Source organism: Curtobacterium sp. MCLR17_031 (assembly GCF_003234775.2).
Lineage (GTDB): Bacteria > Actinomycetota > Actinomycetes > Actinomycetales > Microbacteriaceae > Curtobacterium > Curtobacterium flaccumfaciens.
This window is the reverse complement of sequence record NZ_CP126270.1, coordinates 928,943-951,251: the sequence shown is the minus strand read 5'-3', so window position 1 is coordinate 951,251 and position 22,309 is coordinate 928,943. Positions and strand designations below refer to the sequence as shown.

The following is a 22,309-nucleotide window of genomic DNA, read 5'->3' as shown; positions in this document are numbered from 1 at the left end:
TGGTGGGCGGTGTGGCCGTCTTCTGAGCGTCATTGGCAGTGTCAGTCACGAGGACAGCCTAATCGCGGCACCTGTCGGTCGTGCACACATCCCAGGTGACGATTTGGTGGTTCCCAGGGATTGCGGGCACCACCGGAACGACTCGTGTCCGTGCTACGCGGTGCCGAGGCGACGGCTGCTCGCCAGTCGCTGCGACGCTGCGGCGATGCGCTCGTCGGTCGCCGTCAGGGCCACGCGGACGTGCTCGCCCCCCGCTGCGCCGTAGAACGTGCCCGGTGCGACGAGGATCCCGCGGTCGGCGAGCCAGGCCACGGTGTCGAGTGCGGGTTCGCCCCGGGTCGCCCAGAGGTAGAGCCCGGCCTCGCTGTGGTCGATCCGGAACCCGGCATCCTCGAGTGCTCGCCGGAGCATGTTCCGGCGCGCCCGGTAGCGGGCCTTCTGCTGCTGCACGTGGGTCTCGTCCTGGAGCGCGACGACCATGGCCTGCTGCACGGGCAGCGGCGGCATGAGCCCGGCGTGCTTCCGGACGGCCAGGACATCGGCCAGGATCGCGGCGTCACCGGCGACGAAGGCCGCACGGTAGCCGGCGAGGTTCGACTGCTTCGACAGCGAGTACACGCTGAGCACGCCGTCGAGCGAGTCACCGACCACGCGGGGGTCGAGGATCGTGGGCGTCGGGGTGGTGGCGTACTCCGGGTCCCACCCGAGCTCGGCGTAGCACTCGTCGCCGACGATGACGGCCCCCAGCTCGCGGGCGCGCACCACGGCGGCACGGAGCTCGTCGATGGTCAGCACGCGGCCGTCCGGGTTGCCCGGGGAGTTCAGCCACACGAGCTTCGTGGTGGACGGCCACGCCGCCGGGTCGTCCGACGCGAGGGCCTCGGCGCGGACCAGTGCGGCGCCGAGCTCGTACGTCGGGTACGCGGCGGCCGGGAACACCACGGTGTCACCGGGCCCGATGCCGAGCCAGAGCGCGAGGCCCGCGATGAACTCCTTCGAGCCGATCGTCGGCAGCGCGTTCGCCTCGGTCAGGGCGACGCCGTGCCGGCGGCCGTACCAGTCGGCGATGGCCTGCCGCAGTGCCGGGGTGCCGGCGACCTGCGGGTAGGCGTGCGCGTCGGTCGCGGTGGCCAGGGCGGTGCGGACGACCTCGGGCGTGGGGTCGACGGGCGATCCGACGCTGAGGTCGACGATGCCGCCCTCGTACGCCGCGGCGCGCTGCTTGAACGGGACGAGCTGGTCCCAGGGGAAGTCGGGGAGGTCGAGCGCCACGAGGGGGTCCGGTCAGCCGCGGACGGGCTCGGCCGCGACGACGGGGTGGTCCTTGTGGATCACGCCGACCTTCGCAGCGCCGCCGGGCGACCCGACCTCGTCGAAGAACTCGACGTTGGCCTTGTAGTAGTCGGCCCACTGGTCGGGCAGGTCGTCCTCGTAGTAGATGGCCTCGACGGGGCAGACCGGCTCACACGCACCGCAGTCGACGCACTCGTCGGGGTGGATGTAGAGCGAGCGGTCACCCTCGTAGATGCAGTCGACCGGGCATTCGTCGATGCAGGCACGGTCCTTGACGTCGACACAGGGCTGGGCGATCACGTAGGTCACGGTTCGGGTGCTCCCTTCGACGAGCGGGTTCGAGTCTACTCGCGGCCCGGGGCCGTCCGGGACCGCAGCCCCGACAGGTCCGGCCACGCGAGGACCAGGGCGGCGATGACCGCGGGGGCGAAGGTCCACACGTACCCGGCAGCGTTGGCGAGGACGAGCGGCGAGCTCTCCCCGCCGACCGACACGAGCACCTGCGTCGCGACGAGGATCCCGATGCCGATCGCGGCGACCATCGTCCGCGAGCGGTAGACGAGCCGCACGCCCACGGTCAGGCCGAGCACGATGAGGGTGGTGACGACGAGCCCGACCGGGAACGCCCCGAGCGTCTGCTGGTGCGTGACCGTCCCGAGCCCGCCGGCGAGCAGCCCGAGCAGCAGCGAGACCACGACCGCCGCGGCCTTGCCCTGGCCGGACATCTCGGCGTAGGTCTGCGGGGCCGCCGGCTGCGGGGCCGCGTCGTGCCGGAACGCCTCGACCGCCGGGGCGTGCTGCCGGACGCCGTGCGGCATCACCCACGACAGAGCGCTCGGGTCGGCGGGGTCCACGGGGTCGACGGCGACCTGGGAGCGGTACTGCTCGACCGCCGCACGCACCTTGGCCCGGACCGGCAGGACGTCGACCGTGACGTCGGCCTGGCCGCTGGCGGGGTCGACGATCATCGAGAACGGGACTTCCTCGGCTCGGGCCGCGTACTGCGCCGCGTGGTGCATCCGCACGTGGTCGGGGTGCCCGTAGCCGCCGTCGTCGGCGTAGCTGATCACGGCGTCGGCACCGGTGGAGCGGATCGCGGCGCGGACGTCGTCGACGACCTCGCCCAGGTCCGCCGCCGTCAGCGAGTCGGCCGGGGCGTCGTCCGCGGCGGTGGCCCGCCCGTCCGGGCCCCACTGCATGCCCGAGTCGACGTAGCGACGCTCCGGCAGGTCGGTCGGCCGGGCACCGCGCCCGCCGAGCCACAGGTGCTGCGGACCGCCGAGGGCAGCGAGGGCCGCGGCGATCTCGGTCTCCCGGTGCCGCGCCACCTGCGCGGGGTCGCCCGCCAGCGGCGCCAACTGCTCCGTGAGCATCTCACCGCGCTCGCCTCGGGTCGCGGTGAGCACGGTCACCTCGGCGCCGCGCTCGAGCAGCGTCGCGATGGTCCCGCCCGACGAGAGCGTCTCGTCGTCGGGGTGGGCGTGCACGATCAGGACGCGCTCGGGGCGCGTGGCAGGGGCCTTCGACATCGTCCCCAAGGGTACGGGACTAGCGGGGCGTGACGATGTAGGTCGCCGTGACGCCGCCGCTGTCCTTGGTCTCCGAGAAGGTCAGGACGACACGGTAGGCGTCGCTCCGGAACATGCCGAACGCGCTCGACGAGTCGGCACGCTTGGCCGACTCGGTGTACCCGGCGTCGGTGAGCTGCTGCACGGCGGCCTGGAAGTCGTCGACCGAGGCCGCCCGGACCTGCGCGACCCACCCGGAGCCGTTCGGGCCGGCTCCCCCGCCGAGCACGGTGCCGTCGACGAGCGGGACGTCGGCCGACGGGAACCCGTCCGGCACCTTGCCGTCGGAGGTCACGTCGGCGCCCTTGAGCGCCGTGTCGAGCGCGCCGTCGATGCCCCCGGCGACCGAGGACATGCCGTCCTGGATCGCCTTGCCGTCGATGCCGGCGACCCCGTCGGCGACGTTCGACGCGACGGAGGACCCGAGGTCGGTGGCCTGCTGCACGGCCTGGGTCGAGCAGCCGGTGAGTCCGGCCAGGGCGATGCCGGCAGCGACGGCGGCGATCAGCGGGGTACGGAGGGAACGCATGGCGCGACCGTAACGGACGAGCCGGGAGGCCCGGCGCGAGTTGGCTGTGAACGTGCCGTCCCCGGGGCGGTCACGTGCGCGGCGGGGCCGCCCCGGGCCTCCTTCCCGACGGACGGTTCAGGCGACGTAGGCGCGCGTCGCCGCGACCAGGGCGTCGACGCCGACCGGGATCGCGGTCTCGGCCTGCGGCGCGTAGAACGGCGAGTGGTTGCTCGGGATCTCCTCGCCGCGGCGGAAGCGCTCCGGGTCGGTGATGCCCGTGAACCAGTACACGAGCGGCGCTCCGGCGGCGGTGGCGAGCTGGCCGACGTCCTCCGACGCCATGGCGAGCCCGATCTCGAGGTCGCGGGCTCCCGGCACCTCGGCGCGGATGGCCTCGAGCACGGTGGCGGCGGCCTCGGCGTCGTTCACGGTGACCTCGGCGCCCGGCGCGCGCACGATCGTCGGCTCGGGCAGGCCTCCGGCCGTGCTCTCGGCCCGGACGATGCGCTCGATCGAGGCGATGATGCGCTGGCGCGTCTCCTCGTTGCGGGCCCGGGTCGAGATCTCGATGACGGCCTCGTCGGGGATGATGTTCGCCCGCGTGCCGGCGTGGAAGCTGCCGACGGTGACGACCCCCGCGTCGCTCGGCGAGACCTCGCGGGCGACGACCGTCTGCAGCCGCACGACGGCCGAGGCCGCGGTGACGACCGGGTCGAGCGAGGCCTGCGGCGCCGAACCGTGCGCCCCACGGCCGTTGAAGGTCACCGTCAGCCGGTCGCTCGACGCCATAACGGGGCCGGTGCCCACCGCGACGATGCCGACCGGTGCGGGTGCGGAGTGCTGCCCGAGCACGACGTCCGGCTTCGGGAACCGCTCGACCAGGCCGTCCTCGACCATCGCGCGGGCGCCGGAGATGACCTCTTCAGCGGGCTGGAAGACGGCGACGACCGTGCCGCGCCAGTCCCCCGTGGTCGCGACCAGGCGCTCGAGCGTGCCGAGCAGCCACGTGACGTGGATGTCGTGGCCGCAGGCGTGCATGGTGGGGACCTCGCGGCCCTCGTCGTCGGTGCCGACGTGCTCGCTGGCGTAGGACAGGCCGGTGCGTTCCTGCACGGGCAGGCCGTCCATGTCGGCGCGGAGCCAGACCACGGGGCCCTCGCCGTTCGACACGACACCGACGACGCCGGTGCCGCCGACGCCCGTCGTCACCTCGATCCCACCGATCTCGGCGAGCTTCGCAGTGATGACACCGGCGGTGCGGTGCTCCTGGAAGCCGAGCTCCGGGTGGGCGTGCAGGTCCTGGTAGATCGAGAGCAGGTCGAGAGTCACGCTGACCACGGTACAACCGCGAACGGCCCGGCCACCTGTTGCAGGTGACCGGGCCGTCGGACGGAGGACGGGCCTCCGCGGGTGTTGCCGCTGGTGCTTACGCGTCCTGGCGCTTGAGACGCGCGTAGGAGCGCTGGCGAGCCGAAGCGTCCAGCTCGACCTTGCGGATGCGCACGGCGGCGGGGGTGACCTCGACGCACTCGTCCTCACGGGCGAACTCGAGGCACTCCTCCAACGAGAGCTGACGCGAGGGCGTCATCGACTCGAACGTGTCGGCGTTGGCCGACCGCATGTTGGTGAGCTTCTTCTCCTTGGTGATGTTCACGTCCATGTCGTCGGCGCGCGAGTTCTCGCCGATGACCATGCCCTCGTAGACCTCTTCGGTCGGGTTGACGAAGAACGACATCCGCTCCTGGAGGTTCGTGATGGCGAACGGCGTCACCACACCGGAGCGGTCGGAGACGATCGAGCCGTTGATGCGGGTCTGGATCGCGCCGGCCCACTCGTCGTAGCCGTGGAAGATCGCGTTGGCGATGCCGGTGCCGCGGGTCTCCGTGAGGAACGACGTGCGGAAGCCGATCAGGCCGCGCGACGGGACGATGAACTCCATGCGCACCCAGCCGGTGCCGTGGTTCGTCATGTTCTCCATGCGGCCCTTGCGGGCGGCCATGAGCTGCGTGATCGCGCCGAGGTACTCCTCCGGCGTGTCGATCGTCATGTGCTCGTACGGCTCCTGCAGCTTGCCGTTCTCGTCACGCTTCGTGACCACCTGCGGCTTGCCGACGGTGAGCTCGAAGCCCTCGCGACGCATCTGCTCGACCAGGATGGCGAGTGCGAGCTCACCACGACCCTGGACCTCCCACGCGTCGGGGCGGCCGATGTCGAGGACCTTGAGCGAGACGTTGCCGACGAGCTCGCGGTCGAGGCGCTCCTTGACCATGCGGGCGGTCAGCTTGTGGCCCTTGACCTTGCCGACGAGCGGGCTGGTGTTCGTGCCGATCGTCATCGAGATCGCCGGGTCGTCGACCGTGATGGTCGGCAGCGGGCGGACGTCCTCGGGGTCGGTCAGGGTCTCGCCGATGGTGATCGTGTCGAAGCCGGCGACGGCGACGATGTCACCGGGGCCCGCCGACTCGGCCGGGTAGCGGTCGAGCGCCTTCGTGATGAGGAGCTCGGTGATGCGGGCGTTGACGACGGTGCCGTCGTGCTTGACCCACGCGACCGTCTGGCCCTTCTTCATGGTGCCGTGGAAGATGCGCAGGAGCGCCAGGCGACCGAGGAACGGGGAGGCGTCGAGGTTCGTGACGTGCGCCTGCAGCGGGTGCTCGTCGTCGTACTTCGGGGCCGGGACGTGCTGGAGGATCGCTTCGAACAGCGGCTCGAGGTCGTCGTTGTCGGGCAGCTCGCCGTCGTTCGGCTTGTTGCGCGACGCGGCGCCGTTGCGACCCGAGGCGTAGACCACCGGGACGTCGAGGATCGCGTCGAGGTCGAGGTCGTCGACCTCGTCCGACAGGTCGGAGGCGAGGCCCAGGAGCAGGTCCTGCGACTCGGAGACGACCTCGTCGATGCGGGAGTCGGGCCGGTCCGTCTTGTTGACGAGCAGGATCACCGGGAGCTTCGCGGCGAGCGCCTTGCGCAGCACGAAGCGGGTCTGGGGCAGGGGACCTTCGGAAGCGTCGACGAGCAGCACGACACCGTCGACCATGGAGAGGCCGCGCTCGACCTCACCACCGAAGTCGGCGTGGCCGGGCGTGTCGATCACGTTGATGGTGATGGGGCCGTCCGCGCCGAACTCGGTCGCGTGCTTGCCGTTGTAGAGCACCGACGTGTTCTTCGCGAGGATCGTGATGCCCTTCTCGCGCTCGAGGTCGTTCGAGTCCATCATGCGGTCTTCGCCCTCGAAGTGGGCGTCGAACGAGTTGGTCTGCGTGAGCATCGCGTCGACGAGGGTGGTCTTGCCGTGGTCGACGTGTGCCACGATGGCGACGTTGCGCAGGTCGGACCGGGTGGCGAGCGCCATACAGGACATCCTTCAATTTCTGGGAGAGTGTCGGGCCAGTGTTTTCACAGCACCGCACCCGTGGGCAGAACGCCCGACACGCCAGTCTACCGGTAGTTCGCAAGCGACAGGAGTACAGCGCATGAGCCGTCGGCGAACGTGGGTCGAGATCACCATCGTCCTGCTGCTCTCGCTCGGTGCCAGCGCCCTCTACTCGATCCTGCAGATCATCGACGACCTGTCGCAGAGGACCCCGCTCGGCGAGCAGTCGACGGCGCTGAACACCTCGTCGACGACGGTGCAGTACGTCGACCTCGCCCGGCAGCTCCTCGGCATCGCGGTGGACCTGGCCCCGGTGGCGCTCGTCTGCTACCTGCTGTGGAGCACGTCGCGACCCCACCTGGGCCGGCTCGGGATCGACCGGTTCCGGGCGAAGCCGGACCTGGGCGGCCCGGCGCTCATCGCCCTGTGCATCGGGATCCCGGGGCTCGCGCTGTACTTCGCGGGGCGGGCGCTCGGCATCACCGTCGCGGTCGACCCTGCCGCGCTGAACTCGTACTGGTGGACGGTCCCGGTCCTGCTGCTGTCCGCGATCCGCTCGGGCCTGCAGGAAGAGGTGATCGTGATCGGGTACCTCTACGCCCGACTCGGCGACCTGGGCTGGGGCCGCTGGCAGATGATCCTGTCGACCGCTCTGCTGCGCGGCAGCTACCACCTGTACCAGGGGTTCGGGGCGTTCATCGGCAACGCGGTGATGGGCGTCGTGTTCGGCTGGATCTACACGAGGTGGGGCCGACTCCTGCCGCTCGTCATCACGCACGCCCTGCTCGACGCGGTGGTCTTCGTCGGGTACCCCTGGGTGGCGCACGCGTTCCCGCAGTTGTTCTCGTAGGCCGCGGGGCGTCGACGCGTCGCTGGCCGTTCAGCGCGTCGCGGGCGCATCCACAGCCCCCGCTCAGCGCGCCGAGGGGCAACCACCGCCGGGCCGCCCTACCGTGAGACGCATGAGCATCCCCGCGATCGGCGAGTCCGCCCCGTCGTTCACCCTGCCGGGGATGGTCGTGCGCGGCGGCGTCCGCTCCGACGACGAGTACGACCTGTCCGCCGAGATCGGCCGGACCGTCGTGCTGGCCTTCTACCCGGGCGACGCGACGGCGGTCTGCACGGCGCAGCTCTGCAGCTACCAGGCCGAACTCGACGAGTTCACCGACCTCGGCGCGACCGTGTGGGGCATCAGCCCGCAGGCACTCGACTCGCACGAGGGGTTCGCCCGCGGGTCCTCGCTCGCGTTCCCGTTGCTCAGCGACACCGCCGGCTCGGTGATCCGTGCCTACGGGGTGCAGGCCCCCGGCATCGGTCTGCGTCGGTCGGTCTTCGTGATCGGCCCCGACGGCGTGGTCCGGTGGCGGCACGTCGGTCTGGTCGGCCTGCGGTTCCCGAAGGCCGAGACGATCCGCGAACAGATCGAACTGCTCGTTTCGTAGTCCTCGGCGTGGGATTCCCCTGAATGCGTCGCGATGGGGTATTGACACCCCAACTGGGGGCGACGACCATTGACGGCACGAGGGTCCGTCCAGGATCTGCCTCCCCGGGGAATCGGGTCGTCCGGAGATACGCGCCGGTGTGTCACACCCGCTCCCCGGGCGTCTCCGGGGAGGCATCTCGTACCCTCGTCCGGTGCCCACCACCATCGTCGCCCCCGGCCTGCGCGCCCTCGCCGTCGTCCTCTGGGTCGTGGCCGTCGTGCTCGTCCCACTGGCGCTGCTCGGCGGCGGCGCCCCCTGGCTCGTGCCGATCCCGAGCATCGCCGTCGCGTTCGTCGCCTGGGCTGCGCTCTGGCGTCCCCGGATCGAGCTGACGCCGGAGCACCTGCGCATCGTGGACGTCCGGCGGACCAGCACCTACACCTGGTCCCGCATCAGCGAGGTGCGCACGAAGTACGGCATCGAGGTGGTCACCAGTGAGGGCGTCCGCCGCGTCTGGATCGCGACCCGTCCGACGGCGCGTCTCGCCGCGCACACCGGTGACCAGCCGGGAGGCCCGGATCGCCTGGACGTCGACGCTGCGGCCGCGCGGATGCTGGCCCACGTGCCCGCCCCGGCCGAGCAGGACGGCCCACCCCCGTCGACCGTGACGGCTGCGCCGATCACGCACCGCACCCACGGCTGGACGATCCTGGCGATGGTCGTCCTCGGGGTCGCGGCGTCGCTGGCGGCGGCACGGTTCTAGCGGTCGCGCAGTCGTCGCGGCCGGTCCGGTCGGCCGGCAGCCCGACGCAGAACGACACCCCCGACGTCGTGCGACGTCGGGGGTGTCGTTGGGACTTTCCGTCCACAGCTGTGCTCAGCGGTAGAAGCCGACGGTCTCCTCGCGGTTCGGCGTGATGCGGTTCACGACCCGAACGATCTCACCGTTGGATCCCTTCTTGTAAACCTTGTTGGGCTTGTACGTGTAGCAAGTGCCAGAAGTGATCACCTTGTAGACGCCCGAATCCCAGAACGTTCCGCTGGCCCCAGTCGAGTTCCGCGTGTACGGCGACAGCGTCGCCTGCCCGCCACCGGTGCGGCTGAAGCACACACGGAAGCTCACCAACCGTGCGCTGGTCGACTTCACCTCACTGAAGGTTGCAGTGGTCCGGTAGACGTTGGTCTTGCCGCTGTCGTCCTTGAAGGTGTTCGACCCACCGACGACCGTGCTCCCGCCGATGTGCACGATGACGACCTCGGCAGCGCTCGCCGACGTGGCGGTGAACCCCAAGAACGCGAGCGTCATCGCTGCGACGCCCATCATCATCTTCTTCTTTCGCATGAATTTGCCCCTTGTCTCGCGAAGGGCGATAGCCCCTACCGCCCTCGGCAAGGGTTGCAGGACACAACATCACGCGTCAAATGAAGGTCCTGGCAGTTGAGCAGGCGACAGGCCCGGCAAGGAACGACACCCCCGACGTCGTGCGACGTCGAGGGTGTCGTTCGTGAACCGTGTCGTTCGTGAACGGTGTCGTTCGTGAACGCGGTGCCGACTACTTCGTGTAGCCGACGTCCTGCCACTTGACCGAGGACTGCTGGAACTGCGCCGGACCGTAGTTCACCAGGTCCTTGCGCACACCCCAGGCGTACGGCTCGGCGAACAGCGGGATGGTGCCGGCGACCGCGACGATCTTCTTGTCGATGGCCTGCGCGTCCTTGATGCGGGCATCCGGGTCGAGCTCGCCGTTCGCCTTGTCCCACGCGGCACCGAGCGAGTCGTCCGTCACGCCGGTGTAGTTCTGGCCGGCGTCGGCGGGGTAGTAGATCGACTTCAGCGACGAGATCGGGAACGGGGTGCCCTGCCACGCGAAGTACGTGGCGTCGAAGTCACGCGTCGTCGTGGTGATGTACTTCGTGAAGAAGTCGTCGGTGGGCACGGTGTCGATGGTCACCTTGAAGCCGGCGAGCTTGGTCTGCTGCTGCACGAGCTGCGCGACGTTCGCCGAGTTCGGGTTGTCCGACGGGATCACGAAGCGGACGTCGAGTTCCTTGCCGCCCTTGGTCGCGTAGCCGTCCGAGCCGATCTTCCAGCCGGCGTCCTCGAGCTTCGACTTCGCCTTGTCGGTGCTGTAGCCGTAGACGCTCGACGCGTCGTCCTCGTAGCCCTGCTGTCCGGGCAGGTAGACGAGGTTGTTGAGCACGTCGCCCGGGCTCTTCACCGGCGACAGGATCGCCTGGGCCACGACCTTGCGGTTGATGGCCTGTGCGAACGCCTGGCGCACGTCCTGGTCCTTGAAGACGTCCGAGGTACCGTTCAGCGTGATCTGACGCTGCGTGGTGCCGAGCGAGCGCTCGATCTTCGAGTCGGACCGCGAGTTCGCCGTCTTGAGGTTGTCGGCGCTGCCGTTCAGGTTGAACGCGTCGAGCTCCTTGTTGCCGTACGCCTGGGCGACGCCGTCACGCGAGACCGTCTTGAAGACGATCGTGTCGAGCTTGCCCTCGTCACCCCACCACTTCGAGTTCTTCTCGAAGGTCACGACGCCACCGTTGGTGTCGAAGGACTTCAGGATGTACGGACCACCGGAGACGTAGGTCTTGCCGTCGGCGGCGTACGGCGCCTTGGCCCAGGCCTTGTTGAAGTGGTCCGGGGTGTCGACGGCCCAGTACGGGTAGATGGCGGTCAAGACGCTCGCCCAGTCGGCGTTGGTCTTCGAGAACGTCATGATGACGTCACGCTCGTCGGAGCCCTGCTTGACCGAGTCCACGTCCTCCCACACGTTGGTGGACAGCGGCGCGAAGGCCTTGTCGGAGCCGTTCAGCGCCTTCCAGTTCGCGATGACGTCCTTCGCGCTGATCGGGGTGCCGTCCGACCACACGGCCTTCGGGTTGATCTTGATCTCGACGGTCTGGGGCGAGTCCTTGGTCAGCTCGACGGACGTCGCGTAGTCCTTGTTCGCCTCCCACTCGCCGTTCTCCTTGAACTGGATGAAGCTCGGCAGGTAGGTCTGCGAGATCGTCGTGTCGTCGACGGTCCCCGAGTCCAGGTTGAGCAGCTGCCAGTTCGCCGGAGCTGTGTCGATCGGCAGGGTGATCGACCCGCCGTCCTTGACGTCGGCGCGGTCCGCGACGGTCCAGCCGGTCGACTTCAGCGACGACTCGGCGACCGCGGAGTTGTCGCCGCCCGCTTCTCCGCCGCCGGAGCAGCCTGCCAGCACGACGGCAGCTGCCGCAGCGGTGGCCAGGACGGCGATGCCCTTGATCCTCTTTCGCATGGCGAGGATTCCCTTTCGTTGTGGTTCGCGCAGATCGCGCTGGACCGCGGCGGCCCCCGCCGTCGCGCCTGTTGGTTGAGAACCCTAGCCACATCCGAAGGCGGCACAAGGGTCTGTGCGATGAATCGAAACACGCTCGTAACGAATGTTGCATAGCGTCACTTCCGTTGTCCCACCCAGTCGCTCGAACGGCTAGCCTGTCGCCACCGACAACGCCGTCCGGTCGGACGGCCGCACCCAGAGGTCACGAACCACATGCTCGCCTTCATCGCAAAGCGGATCGTCAACTACATCGTCCTGACGATCGTGGCGACCACGCTCGGGTACATCCTCGCCAGCACGACGCTCAACCCGGCAGCCCGGTTCCTGGGGCGCAACCCGGCCGTGCCGCCGGGCACCATCCAGGCGTCGCTCCGCAAGCTCGGCGCCGATCCGGACACCCCGCTCCTCGTCCGCACCTGGGACTGGTGGGTCGGGCTGGTGACGCACGGCTCGCTGGGCATGAGCACCCGCGGCACCGAGGTGACGGCCGACATCATCGCCCGCTCCGGGACGAGCCTGCGGCTGCTCGTGATCGGCACACTGCTCGGCGCGATCCTCGGGGTGCTCCTCGGCGTCTGGAACGCGGTCCGGCAGTACCGCACCTCCGACCAGGTGTCGACGTACCTGTCGTTCGCGGTGCTCGCCACCCCGACCTTCGTCATCGCGGTCGTGCTGATGATCCTCGCGACCACGCTCAACCAGGGCGTCGGGACGCAGGTGATCCGGTTCACCGGCGAGTACACGCCGGGGGTGACCGGGTTCTTCCCGGTGCTCGGCGACCGGCTCGTGCACCTGTTGTTACCGACGATCTCGCTGACCATCGGCGCCGTCGCCACCTACTCGCGCTACCAGCGCTCGGCGATGCTCGACGTGCTGTCGAACGACTTCATCCGGACCGCACGGTCGAAGGGCCGCACCCGCGGCTCGGCGATCATGCGCCACGGTGTGCGGGTCGCCCTCATCCCGATGTCGACCTTCTTCGCGTACTCGTTCGGACTCATCCTGACCGGCGCGAGCATCACCGAGCTGGTCTTCAGCTGGCACGGCATGGGCGAGTACTTCGTCCAGAGCATCAGCAACAACGACATCAACGCGGCGTCGGGCACGATCCTCTTCACGGCGATCCTCGTGCTCATCGCAGGGACCCTCGCGGACCTGCTGTACGCCGCGCTCGACCCGCGAGTGAGGGTGTGACCCGTGTCTGTTCTCGACCCCACGACCACGACCACCGCCGGTGACCCCGGCGACGGCAACGCCGGGACGCCGGCGCACGTCATCGAGGTGAAGGGCGGCCGCACCCCGCTCTGGCGCAAGGTGTTCGGCACCTGGCGCGCGCGCATCGGCGGCAGCGCCCTGCTCCTCATCATCCTCTGGGCGTTCCTCGGCCCGTACCTGTACCACTGGAACGCCGTCGACTCCGACGGGCTGGCGTTCGGCATGCCGCCGAGCGCTGCGCACTGGTTCGGCACGAACGACATCGGCCAGGACATCTACGCGCAGACCCTGGTCGGCCTGCAGAAGTCGCTGCTCATCGGCCTGATCGCCGGACCGGCAGCGACCCTGATCGCCGGCATCGTCGGCGCGATCGCCGGGTACTTCGGCGGCCTCACCGACCGGCTGCTCGTGTGGGTCATCGACCTGCTGCTCGTGATCCCGTCGTTCTACGCGCTCGTGCTGCTCAGCCCGGTGTTCAAGAACCTGACGTGGGTTGCCCTCATCGTCGGCCTCGCGGTGTTCAGCTGGATGGTGATGGCCCGGGTGATCCGCGGTCAGACGATGTCGCTCCGCGAACGCGACTACGTCAAGGCCGCCCGGTTCATGGGCGTCCCGGCGTTCACGATCATCCGTCGGCACATCCTGCCGAACGTGGCGTCGCTGCTCATCATCGACGCCACGCTCGGCGTCGGCGCCGCGATCCTGGCGGAGAGCTCGCTGAGCTTCTTCGGCTTCGGCATCCAGATCCCCGACGTGTCGCTCGGCACCCTGCTCGCCGCCGGCAGCCAGTCCGCCGTCACCCGCCCGTGGCTGTTCGTCCTGCCCGCCGCGACCCTCGTCGCGACCGTGCTCTCGACCAGCCTGCTCGGCGACGCCCTACGCGACGCCATCGACCCCACCTCCGGAGCCAACCGTGACTGAGCCGCTGCTCACCGTGTCCGACCTGTCGGTCACGTTCAACCCGAAGACCAAGCCCGTCTACGCGGTCCGGGGTGTCGACTACTCGGTGGCCCCCGGTGAGTTCCTCGGCATCGTGGGCGAGTCGGGTTCCGGCAAGTCGGTGTCCTCGATGGCCGTGATGGGCCTGCTGCCGTCGTCCGCCCAGGTGCAGGGCAGCATCCGGTTCGACGGGCAGGAGCTCGTCGGCCGGAACGACCGCGAGATGTCGGCGCTGCGCGGCCGCGACATCGCGATGGTGTTCCAGGACCCGCTGTCCGCATTGACGCCGGTGTACACGATCGGCCAGCAGATCATCGAGGGCCTGCGCCTGCACGACCGCTCCCTCACCCAGCACGCCGCACGCACCCGCGCCGAGGAACTCCTGCGCATCGTCGGCATCCCGAACCCGGCGCGACGACTGGACGCGTTCCCGCACGAGTTCTCCGGCGGCATGCGCCAGCGCGCGATGATCGCCATCGCCATCGCGAACGACCCGAAGCTGATCATCGCGGACGAGCCCACCACGGCGCTCGACGTGACGATCCAGGCGCAGATCCTCGACGTGCTGCAGACCGCCAAGGACATGACCGGTGCGGCCGTCGTGCTCATCACGCACGACCTCGGCGTCGTCGCCGGCAACGCCGACCGCGTCGCCGTGATGTACGCCGGCCGGATCGTCGAGACGGCGCCGGTGCTCCCCCTGTTCCGTGAACCGGTGATGCCGTACACGATCGGGCTGCTCCGCTCGATGCCGAACATGACGTCCGCCCGCACCGAGCGGCTCGTCCCGCTCGACGGCCGCCCGCCCCTGCTCACGCAGAAGCCGACCGGCTGCCCGTTCGCCGCCCGCTGCCCCGCCGTCATCGACGCGTGCCGCGACGGCGAACCCGCCCTCGTCGCACCGACGGTGCCGCAGAGCGCCGACAACCCGGTCCTGACCGGTGCCGTCCAGACGATCGGCAACGGCACCCTGCTCGACGACCACACCGCCGCGTGCATCCGTCGCGACGAGATCGCCGCGGGCACCCTCGAGCGCTCGGAGATCTTCCCCCGCCCCGAGGACGTCCCCGAGGCAGCGGTCGACCACGGCGACGAGGTCGTGCTCGAGCTGCAGGACGTCGTCAAGACGTTCCCGCTCACCAAGGGCGCGCTCTTCCGCCGGCAGATCGGCGAGGTGCACGCGGTGGACGGCATCTCCCTGACGCTCAAGCGCGGCCAGGTGCTCGGTCTGGTCGGCGAGTCCGGCTGCGGCAAGACGACCACCATCATGGAGATCCTCGAGCTCGCCGGGGCCCAGCACGGCACCATCCGGGTGAACGGCGTCGACACCGCCTCGCTGTCCAAGAAGGACCGTCTGGCACTGCGCCGCGACATCCAGGTCGTGTTCCAGGACCCGATGGCGTCGATCGACCCGCGCCTCGACATCGGCTCGGTGATCGGTGAACCCCTCACCGTGCACGGCGTCGCGAAGGACGAGATCCGCCGGCGGGTGCGCGAGGTCCTCGAGCTGGTCGGGCTCGAGCCGAGCTACATCGACCGGTACCCGCACGAGTTCTCCGGCGGCCAGCGGCAGCGCATCGGCATCGCCCGTGCGCTCATCGTCGAGCCGAAGATCCTGGTGCTCGACGAGCCGGTCTCCGCGCTCGACGTCTCGGTGCAGGCCGGTGTGATCAACCTGCTCGAGGACCTCAAGCACCGCCTCGGGCTGTCCTACCTGTTCGTGGCGCACGACCTGTCCGTCGTCCGGCACATCGCCGACGACGTCGCGGTCATGTACCTCGGCCGCATCGTCGAGTACGGCGACGGCGACGCGGTGTTCTCGGACCCCCAGCACCCGTACACCCGGGCGCTGCTGTCGGCCGTGCCGGTGCCGGACCCCATGGCCGAGGCCGCCCGCGGGCGCATCCTGCTCGACGGCGACCTGCCCTCCCCCACGGAGCGCATCGACGGCTGCCGGTTCCGCACGCGCTGCCCGCTCTACCAGCTCCTCGACGAGGGCCGGCAGGAGCAGTGCCGCACGATCGACCCGGGTCTCGAGCCCGTGCACGGCCGCGGTGTCGCCTGCATCCAGACCGACCAGGAGCACCTGCTCACCGAGCGGGTCGGCGCGGTCGTCTGACGACCCGGTCACGTTCACCGCTCCAGATCGTGAGCAGGAAGGGTCGGGTCCCGTCCGCGGACTCGACCATTCCTGCTCACAGAGCGCGGCAGTGGACGTGACCAGCAGACGGACGGGAGGCCCGGTACCAGCTGGTACCGGGCCTCCCGTCCGTCGTGTGGTCGCGATCGCGAGCCGCGTCAGGCTCCCAGCCACAGGCTGAGCAGCGAGGCGGCGAGCAGCGCCAGCGCCGCTGCGCCGACCGCCAGGGCCGGCACGTCCCAGCCGCGCACGGCGTCGCCGGCGCCGGTGCCGTCGCGGTGCTCGGACCAGCGGTCGAGCAGCACCGTCATCTCGTCGGGCTGTCGCAGGACGGCCCGCTCACCGCGCCGGGCCGGTTTCGGCCGCGGCAGCGACGGCCCGCCCCAGCACTGGACCTTCCGGCCGGCGACCGTCTCGATCACGATCTGCCAGCGGAGCCGGACGTCGGCGACGGCCTGCCACGGCACCACGGTGCGGCGGAGCGGGTTGACCACGGTGACCGCGCGCTCGTCGATGACGATGCACGGACGGTAGGTCAGGACCCAGAGCGCCCAGACGAGCACGGCGATCGGGCCGGCGGCACGGAGGACGACGTCCCAGCTCCCCCGGAACGCCGCATCGCCGAGCAGGAACAGGCCCAGGACGGCGACGAGGCCGGACGCCACCGCGCCCCCGCGACCAGCGCGGAGGACGACGGGGCGTCCGGCCTCGTTCGTGTCCAGGTGGATCAGCGTCCGAACTCGAACCCGGCGCCGGGGATGGCGGCCAGGAGGTCCTTCGTGTACTGCTCCTTCGGGGCGGCGAAGACCTCGTCGGTCGTCGCCTTCTCGACGATCTGCCCACGGCGCATGACGCACACGTTGTCCGCGACGAGGCGGACGACCGCGAGGTCGTGCGTGATGAACAGGTACGTCAGGCCGAGCTCGGTCTGCAGCTCGGTGAGCAGGTCGAGGATCTGCCCCTGCACGAGCACGTCGAGCGCGGAGACGGCCTCGTCGAGGACGATGACCTCCGGCTTGAGCGCCAGCGCGCGAGCGACGGCGATGCGCTGTCGCTGGCCACCGGACAGCTCGTTCGGGTAGCGGTTCACCATCGACTTCGGCAGCGCGACCTGGTCGAGCAGCTCGAGCACCCGGGCGCGACGCGATGCCTTGTCGCCCACCTTGTGCGTGGCGAGCGGCTCGGCGATCGTGTTCCCGACGTTGTACATCGGGTCCAGGGAGCCGTACGGGTCCTGGAACACCGGCTGCACGCGACGGCGGAAGTCGAAGAGGTCCTTGCCCTTCAGCGCGCCGATGTCGATGCCGTCGAACTGCACTGTGCCGCTCGTGATGCTCTCGAGCTGCAGGACGAGCTTCGCGACGGTCGACTTGCCCGAACCGGACTCGCCGACGAGCGCCGTGGTGGTGCCCTTCTGGATCGAGAACGACACGTCGTCGACGGCCTTGAGCTCGCGGGTGGCGAGGCTCTTGCCGCGCAGCTTGTAGACCTTCTCGAGGTTCTTCACCACGATGAGGTCCTCGGCCGGACGGTGTTCGCGCTCCTGGGCCCGGGCGATCAGCTCGGCGTCGTCGTTGCCGGCGTCGGCGATGTCGACGCGTGCGTGCTGCACCTTCGACTGGATGCGACGGCTGGCCAGCGACGGGGCCGCCGCGACGAGCCGCTGCGTGTACGGGTGCTGCGGGTTGGCGAGGATCTCCTTCGAGGGACCGGCCTCGACGACCTGGCCCTTGTACATCACGACGAGCTTCTCGGCGCGCTCGGCGGCGAGGCCGAGGTCGTGCGTGATGAACAGCACCGAGGTGCCGAAGTCGCGGGTCAGGCTCTCGAGGTGGTCGAGGATGACGCGCTGGACGGTCACGTCGAGCGCGCTCGTCGGCTCGTCGGCGATGAGCAGCTGCGGGCGGCTCGACAGACCGATGCCGATGAGCACGCGCTGGCGCATGCCGCCGGAGAACTCGTGCGGGTACTGCTTCAGGCGGGTCGAGGCGTCGCCGAGGCCGGCCTCCTGCAGGACCTCGACAGCACGGTCACGGACGGCCTTCTTGCCGGTCGCCATGCCGTTCGCACGGATCGCTTCTTCGACCTGGAAGCCGATCGACCACAGCGGGTTGAGGTTCGACATCGGGTCCTGGGGGACGTAGCCGATCTCCTTCCCGCGGATCTCCGACATCTCCTTGTCGCTCAGCCCGACGAGCTCGCGCCCGTTGAACTTGATCGAGCCACCGGTGACCTCACCGGTGCCGGGGAGCAGCTTGATGATCGCCTGGGCGCTCGTCGACTTGCCCGAACCGGACTCGCCGACGATGGCCAGGCGCTCGCCCTGCTCGAGGGTGAGGTTGACGCCGCGGACGGCCTGCACGAGGCCGCTCTGGGTCTTGAAGCCGACCTGCAGGTCGGTGATCTCGAGCAGCGGGGCGCCGGAACCGCCGGTGCGGCTGCTGTTCGTCTGGGTCAGTGTCTCGCTCATCGGCGGGCCCTCGCCTTCGGGTCGAGCGCGTCGCGCACCACGTCACCGAGGAGCAGGAACGCGAGCACGGTGATGGACAGGGCTGCCGACGGCCAGAAGATCGTCGACGGTGCCGTTCGGATCGAGACCTGTGCGGTTCCGATGTCGAGGCCCCAGCTGAGCGCTGAGTCCGGGAGCCCGATGCCGAGGAACGACAGGGTCGCCTCAGCCACGATGAACGTGCCGAGCGACACCGTCGACACGACGATGACCGGGGCCACGGAGTTCGGGATCACGTGACGGACCAGCGTCTTGAAGCGGCTCACGCCGAGCGCGGCCGAGGCCATCACATAGTCGGACTGCTTCGCGCTGAGCACGGCACCACGCATGATGCGAGCGATCTGCGGCCAGGCGAACGCGGCGAGGACCAACGCCACTGTGATCGCGTTCCGCGCCGGGATGACCGACATGATCACGATTGCGCCGAGCACGGTGGGGATGGAGAAGAAGATGTCCGCGATGCGGGACACGATCGTGTCGAGCCATCCGCCGTAGAAGCCGGCGAGAGCGCCGATGATGACACCGACGATCGTGACCAGCACCGTGGCGACGATGCCGACGATCAGCGAGTTCCGTGCACCCCAGATGACACGTGAGTACACGTCGTAGCCCTGGCGGTTGTACCCGAAGATGTGGCCTGCTTCCGAGCCTTCGTTGCTCTTGGCGAGGATCGCCTTCCTCGGGTCGATGTGCGTGAAGAGGCCAGGGAACAACGCCACGACGATGATGAGCAGGATGAGCACGGCGGACACCCAGAACATCGGGCGGACACGCATGGAGTCCCAGGCATCGGTCCAGGTGGACCGGGTCTTCTCGTTCTCGTCGACCTGGTCGACCGCTTGGAGCGGGGTCTCCTCGATCGGAGCGACGTAGTGCGTCGCCGAGCGGGATGCGGCGTTACTTGGCATAGCGGATCCTCGGGTCCAGGACGGCGTAGAGCAGGTCGACCAGGAGGTTGGCGAGCATGAAGATGATGACCATCACGGCGACGAACGACACGACGGTCGGTCCTTCGCCGAGCTTGACGGCCTGGAACACCGTGCCACCCACACCGTGGATGTTGAAGATGCCCTCGGTCACCACGGCGCCGACCATCAGGTTGCCGATGTCGACACCCAGGTACGTCACCACGGGGATGAGTGAGTTGCGGAAGATGTGCACGCCGACGACACGACGACGGGGCAGGCCCTTGGCCGTCGCGGTGCGGACGAAGTCAGCACTCATGTTCTCGGCGACGCTCGCGCGCGTCAGACGCACGATGTACGCGAACGACACCGAGGCGAGCACGATCGCGGGCAACACGAGTTCGTCCCACGGCGCTTCGCCGGACACCGTCACCCGGAACAGTCCGAGGTTGATGCCGAAGACGTACTGCAGCAGGAACCCGACGACGAAGGTCGGGACCGAGATGAGCAGCAGCGACACGACGAGTGCGGTGGCGTCGAACAGCTTGCCCTTGCGCAGACCAGCGATGACACCGACGACGATGCCGGCGACCGATTCGAACAGCAGCGCCAGGATCGCCAGACGGGCGGTGATCGGGAACGCCGAGGCGAGCTGCGAGCTGACCGGCAGACCCGAGTACGTCACGCCGAGGTCGCCGCGGAACACGCCGCCGATCCAGAGCAGGTACTGCACGATGAACGGCTTGTCGAGGTTGTACTGCTGTCGCAGCTGCTCGATCACCTGCGGTGTCGGCTGGCGGTCGCCGAACAGCGCGGCGATCGGGTCGCCGGGCAGCGAGAAGACCATGAAGTAGATGAGGAACGTGGCCCCGAAGAACACGGGGATGAGTTGCAGGAGGCGCTTGCCGAGGTACCAGAGCATCAGATCACTGCCCGGTCCGGAGCGATGTCGATCAGGTTCATTGTGGTGAGGGGTGGACGGTCCGAGGGTCGGCACGGAAGTCCGGTGCGGGAGGGCGCCCGCGGTGTGGGGGAAGGTCTTACCGCCGCGGTACGGGGGTTCGGGGACCATGTGGCCCCCGAACCCCCGTCCGGTGGTCGCGAGGCAGGATACCTGCTCGCGTGGTGGTCTCTACGAGACCAGGGTCAGTTCTTGACCTCGACGTCGTAGTACAGCGGCACCGAGTTCCAGCCGAACTTGACGTTCGACACCTTGTCCGCGTTCCAGACACCGGTCACGTTGGAGTACCAGAGCGGGATCTCGGGCAGGTCCTCGAACAGGAGTTCCTGAGCCTGGTCGAAGATCTTGTTGCCCTCTTCGACAGTGGCTGCCGAACGGCCCTTCGCGAGCAGCTCGTTGTACTCAGCCGAGTCGTAGCGCGCGTAGTTGCTCGACGAGCCCTTGCCCATGGTCGGGCCGAGGAAGTTGTACAGCGAGGGGTAGTCGGCCTGCCAACCGGTGCGGCTGCCGCCCGTGAGCTTGTCGTTCGTCTGGAGGTCGAGGGCCTCCTGGAACGTCGGGATCGCGTTGCCTTCGGCCTTGATGCCGAGCGTGCTCGAGATCGAGTTCGTGACCGCGGTCACCCATGCCTGGTGTCCACCATCGGCGTTGTACGTGATGGTGAGGGTGTCGTCGTACTTCGAGATCTTGTCGGCCTCGGCCCAGAGCTTCTTGGCCTCGGACTTGTCGTACTCCAGGACGTCAGAGCCCTCGAGGTCGTCGTTCCAACCGGCGATCACCGGCGAGGTGAAGTCCTTGGCCGGGGTGCGGGTGCCGTCGAAGATCTTGTCGGTGATCTCCTTGCGGTTGATCGCCATCGAGACGGCCTCGCGACGGAGCTTGCCCTCTTCACCCTTCCAGTGGTCCAGGTAGTAGGGCAGGTAGATGCCCTGGAAGATCGCGGCGGGCTGGTTGACGTTCGAGTCCGGGAAGTCGGACTTGTACGTCTGGAAGTTGGCGTCCGGCACGGCGTCGAGGACATCGAGGTTGCCGCCCTGAGCATCCGCGTAGGCGGTGTCCTGCGAGGTGTAGAACGTGATCGTCAGACCACCGTTCTTCGGCTTGCGCTTGCCCTCGTAGTCCTTGTTGGCGACGAGCTTGATGGACTGGTTGTGGGTCCAGGCCTTCTTGCCGTCGAGCTTGTACGGACCGTTGCCGATCGGGTTCTCACCGAACGCCTTGGTGTCGTCGTAGAACGCCGACGGCAGCGGCACGAAGGCCGAGTAGCCGAGCGAGAGCGGGAAGTCGGACTGTGCCGACTTCAGCTTCACGGTGAACTCGTCGTCGTTCACGACCTTGAGGCCGGTGAGCTCGGAGTCCTTCTCGGCGTTGTACCCCTCGATGTTCTCGAAGAAGTACGAGGCGCTCTGCTTGTTCGAGAACTGGGCCGCCCAGTTCCACGCCTTCGTGAAGGACTCGGCGGTGACCTTCTCGCCGTTCGTGAAGGTGTAACCCGTGTTCAGTTTGATGTCGAAGGTCTTCGAGTCATCGGTGTCGATGCTCTTCGCGACCTCGTTGACGGGCTTGCCGTCGGCGTCGTACGAGACGAGGCCCTCGAACAGCGAGTCGATGACCTTGCCGCCACCGGTCTCGGTGGTGTTCGACGGGATGAGGGGCTTCTGCGGCTCACTCCCGTTCGTGGTGACGATCCCGGACGCGTTCGCCGAGCCCGAGCCACCCCCGTCGGAGCTGTTGCTGGAGCAGGCGGTCAGGGCGAGTGCTGTGGCCCCGAGCACGGCGAGGGCTGAGAGCCCGGCGCGCTTCTTGATCAAGGTTCCTCCTGGTGCATGGGACGCGCAGGGCACAGCGGTGTCGCCCGGGCGCGTTTGACCTTTGCAGCGTAGGCAAGGTGAACAGCGGCGTCCAAACCCAGGGGCGAACGGTTACACGCCGGTAACCAACTTGCACGATCCTTGCGACAAGATGCAACATTCGCGCGCGTGTCGGTGAAGGGTGCGTTTTTGTTGCATCCGCATGAAATCCATTGCACTCCGTCACACTTCTGTGCAAGTCGGGGGACGGCCGAGCATCGCTCAGGGGTACGGCTCGGGGGCTGCGTCGAGCGGTCAGGACATGCCGAGGGTGGCGCGCCGAGTGGTCACGAACTGTCGGTGGGAGCGA

General features: G+C 68.9%; 19 protein-coding genes. 6 read left to right on the top strand and 13 right to left on the bottom strand.

The window, feature by feature from the left end; translation table 11 throughout:
* Positions 1-153: 153 nt before the first annotated feature.
* The 6 genes from dapC to typA all read right to left on the bottom strand — a co-directional run bounded on the left by dapC (position 154) and on the right by typA (position 6,721).
* Positions 154-1,272 (bottom strand): succinyldiaminopimelate transaminase, encoded by a 1,119-nt coding sequence (gene dapC, locus DEI96_RS04645; RefSeq protein WP_111022615.1) that lies wholly within the window; start codon positions 1,270-1,272, stop codon positions 154-156.
* A gap of 12 nt (positions 1,273-1,284) precedes the next feature.
* Positions 1,285-1,602 (bottom strand): ferredoxin, encoded by a 318-nt coding sequence (fdxA, locus tag DEI96_RS04640; protein WP_017887060.1) that lies wholly within the window; start codon positions 1,600-1,602, stop codon positions 1,285-1,287.
* A 35-nt stretch (positions 1,603-1,637) separates the two neighbouring features.
* Positions 1,638-2,822, bottom strand: a complete 1,185-nt coding sequence (locus DEI96_RS04635) for a PIG-L family deacetylase (RefSeq protein ID WP_111022614.1) — start codon at positions 2,820-2,822, stop codon at positions 1,638-1,640.
* Positions 2,823-2,841: 19 nt separating this feature from the next.
* Positions 2,842-3,390: a hypothetical protein gene (locus DEI96_RS04630; protein WP_071404165.1), complete on the bottom strand. Its 549-nt coding sequence runs from the start codon at positions 3,388-3,390 to the stop codon at positions 2,842-2,844.
* 117 nt (positions 3,391-3,507) lie between these two features.
* Positions 3,508-4,701, bottom strand: a complete 1,194-nt coding sequence (locus tag DEI96_RS04625; protein ID WP_220039109.1) for an amidohydrolase — start codon at positions 4,699-4,701, stop codon at positions 3,508-3,510.
* Between the two features lie 97 nt (positions 4,702-4,798).
* Positions 4,799-6,721: a translational GTPase TypA gene (gene typA, locus DEI96_RS04620; protein ID WP_027464562.1), complete on the bottom strand. Its 1,923-nt coding sequence runs from the start codon at positions 6,719-6,721 to the stop codon at positions 4,799-4,801.
* Positions 6,722-6,842: 121 nt separating this feature from the next.
* On the opposite strand from typA, the gene DEI96_RS04615 reads away from it, so the two are divergent.
* The 3 genes from DEI96_RS04615 to DEI96_RS04605 all read left to right on the top strand — a co-directional run bounded on the left by DEI96_RS04615 (position 6,843) and on the right by DEI96_RS04605 (position 8,929).
* On the top strand, positions 6,843-7,592 hold the full coding sequence (locus DEI96_RS04615; RefSeq protein WP_111022612.1) for a CPBP family intramembrane glutamic endopeptidase: 750 nt from the start codon (positions 6,843-6,845) through the stop codon (positions 7,590-7,592).
* Positions 7,593-7,704: 112 nt separating this feature from the next.
* Complete coding sequence (locus tag DEI96_RS04610) at positions 7,705-8,184, top strand: peroxiredoxin (RefSeq protein ID WP_071404167.1); 480 nt, start codon at positions 7,705-7,707, stop codon at positions 8,182-8,184.
* 193 nt (positions 8,185-8,377) lie between these two features.
* Entirely contained in the window at positions 8,378-8,929 is a 552-nt protein-coding gene (locus tag DEI96_RS04605) for a PH domain-containing protein (protein ID WP_111022611.1), read from the top strand.
* Positions 8,930-9,043: 114 nt separating this feature from the next.
* Here the strand turns inward: DEI96_RS04605 and DEI96_RS04600 are convergent, their stop codons facing one another.
* On the bottom strand, positions 9,044-9,508 hold the full coding sequence (locus DEI96_RS04600) for a hypothetical protein (protein WP_111022610.1): 465 nt from the start codon (positions 9,506-9,508) through the stop codon (positions 9,044-9,046).
* Positions 9,509-9,719: 211 nt separating this feature from the next.
* Entirely contained in the window at positions 9,720-11,438 is a 1,719-nt protein-coding gene (locus DEI96_RS04595; RefSeq protein ID WP_110864438.1) for an ABC transporter family substrate-binding protein, read from the bottom strand.
* A 255-nt stretch (positions 11,439-11,693) separates the two neighbouring features.
* On the opposite strand from DEI96_RS04595, the gene DEI96_RS04590 reads away from it, so the two are divergent.
* From DEI96_RS04590 to DEI96_RS04580, 3 genes are read left to right on the top strand one after another with little or no spacing between them, the layout of a single operon-like run.
* Positions 11,694-12,674, top strand: a complete 981-nt coding sequence (locus tag DEI96_RS04590) for an ABC transporter permease (RefSeq protein ID WP_110864437.1) — start codon at positions 11,694-11,696, stop codon at positions 12,672-12,674.
* A 3-nt stretch (positions 12,675-12,677) separates the two neighbouring features.
* A complete protein-coding gene (locus DEI96_RS04585) occupies positions 12,678-13,616 on the top strand; it encodes an ABC transporter permease (RefSeq protein WP_071404170.1) in 939 nt (312 codons plus the stop codon).
* The gene (locus tag DEI96_RS04580) at positions 13,609-15,753 is read left to right on the top strand and encodes a dipeptide ABC transporter ATP-binding protein (RefSeq protein ID WP_111022609.1); all 2,145 of its coding nucleotides are present in this window, start codon (positions 13,609-13,611) and stop codon (positions 15,751-15,753) included. The genes DEI96_RS04585 and DEI96_RS04580 overlap by 8 nt, the downstream gene beginning before the upstream one ends.
* A gap of 179 nt (positions 15,754-15,932) precedes the next feature.
* On the opposite strand, the gene DEI96_RS04575 is transcribed toward DEI96_RS04580, so the two are convergent.
* The 5 genes from DEI96_RS04575 to DEI96_RS04555 form a co-directional block, all read right to left on the bottom strand.
* Positions 15,933-16,439: a PH domain-containing protein gene (locus tag DEI96_RS04575; RefSeq protein ID WP_071404172.1), complete on the bottom strand. Its 507-nt coding sequence runs from the start codon at positions 16,437-16,439 to the stop codon at positions 15,933-15,935.
* A gap of 62 nt (positions 16,440-16,501) precedes the next feature.
* The gene (locus tag DEI96_RS04570; protein WP_071404173.1) at positions 16,502-18,244 is read right to left on the bottom strand and encodes a dipeptide ABC transporter ATP-binding protein; all 1,743 of its coding nucleotides are present in this window, start codon (positions 18,242-18,244) and stop codon (positions 16,502-16,504) included.
* Entirely contained in the window at positions 18,241-19,191 is a 951-nt protein-coding gene (locus DEI96_RS04565; RefSeq protein ID WP_111022608.1) for an ABC transporter permease, read from the bottom strand. Before DEI96_RS04565 ends, DEI96_RS04570 begins: the two co-directional genes overlap by 4 nt.
* Positions 19,181-20,110: an ABC transporter permease gene (locus tag DEI96_RS04560; protein WP_111022607.1), complete on the bottom strand. Its 930-nt coding sequence runs from the start codon at positions 20,108-20,110 to the stop codon at positions 19,181-19,183. The genes DEI96_RS04565 and DEI96_RS04560 overlap by 11 nt, the downstream gene beginning before the upstream one ends.
* A gap of 224 nt (positions 20,111-20,334) precedes the next feature.
* The gene (locus DEI96_RS04555; protein WP_111022606.1) at positions 20,335-21,960 is read right to left on the bottom strand and encodes a peptide ABC transporter substrate-binding protein; all 1,626 of its coding nucleotides are present in this window, start codon (positions 21,958-21,960) and stop codon (positions 20,335-20,337) included.
* Positions 21,961-22,309: the final 349 nt, after the last annotated feature.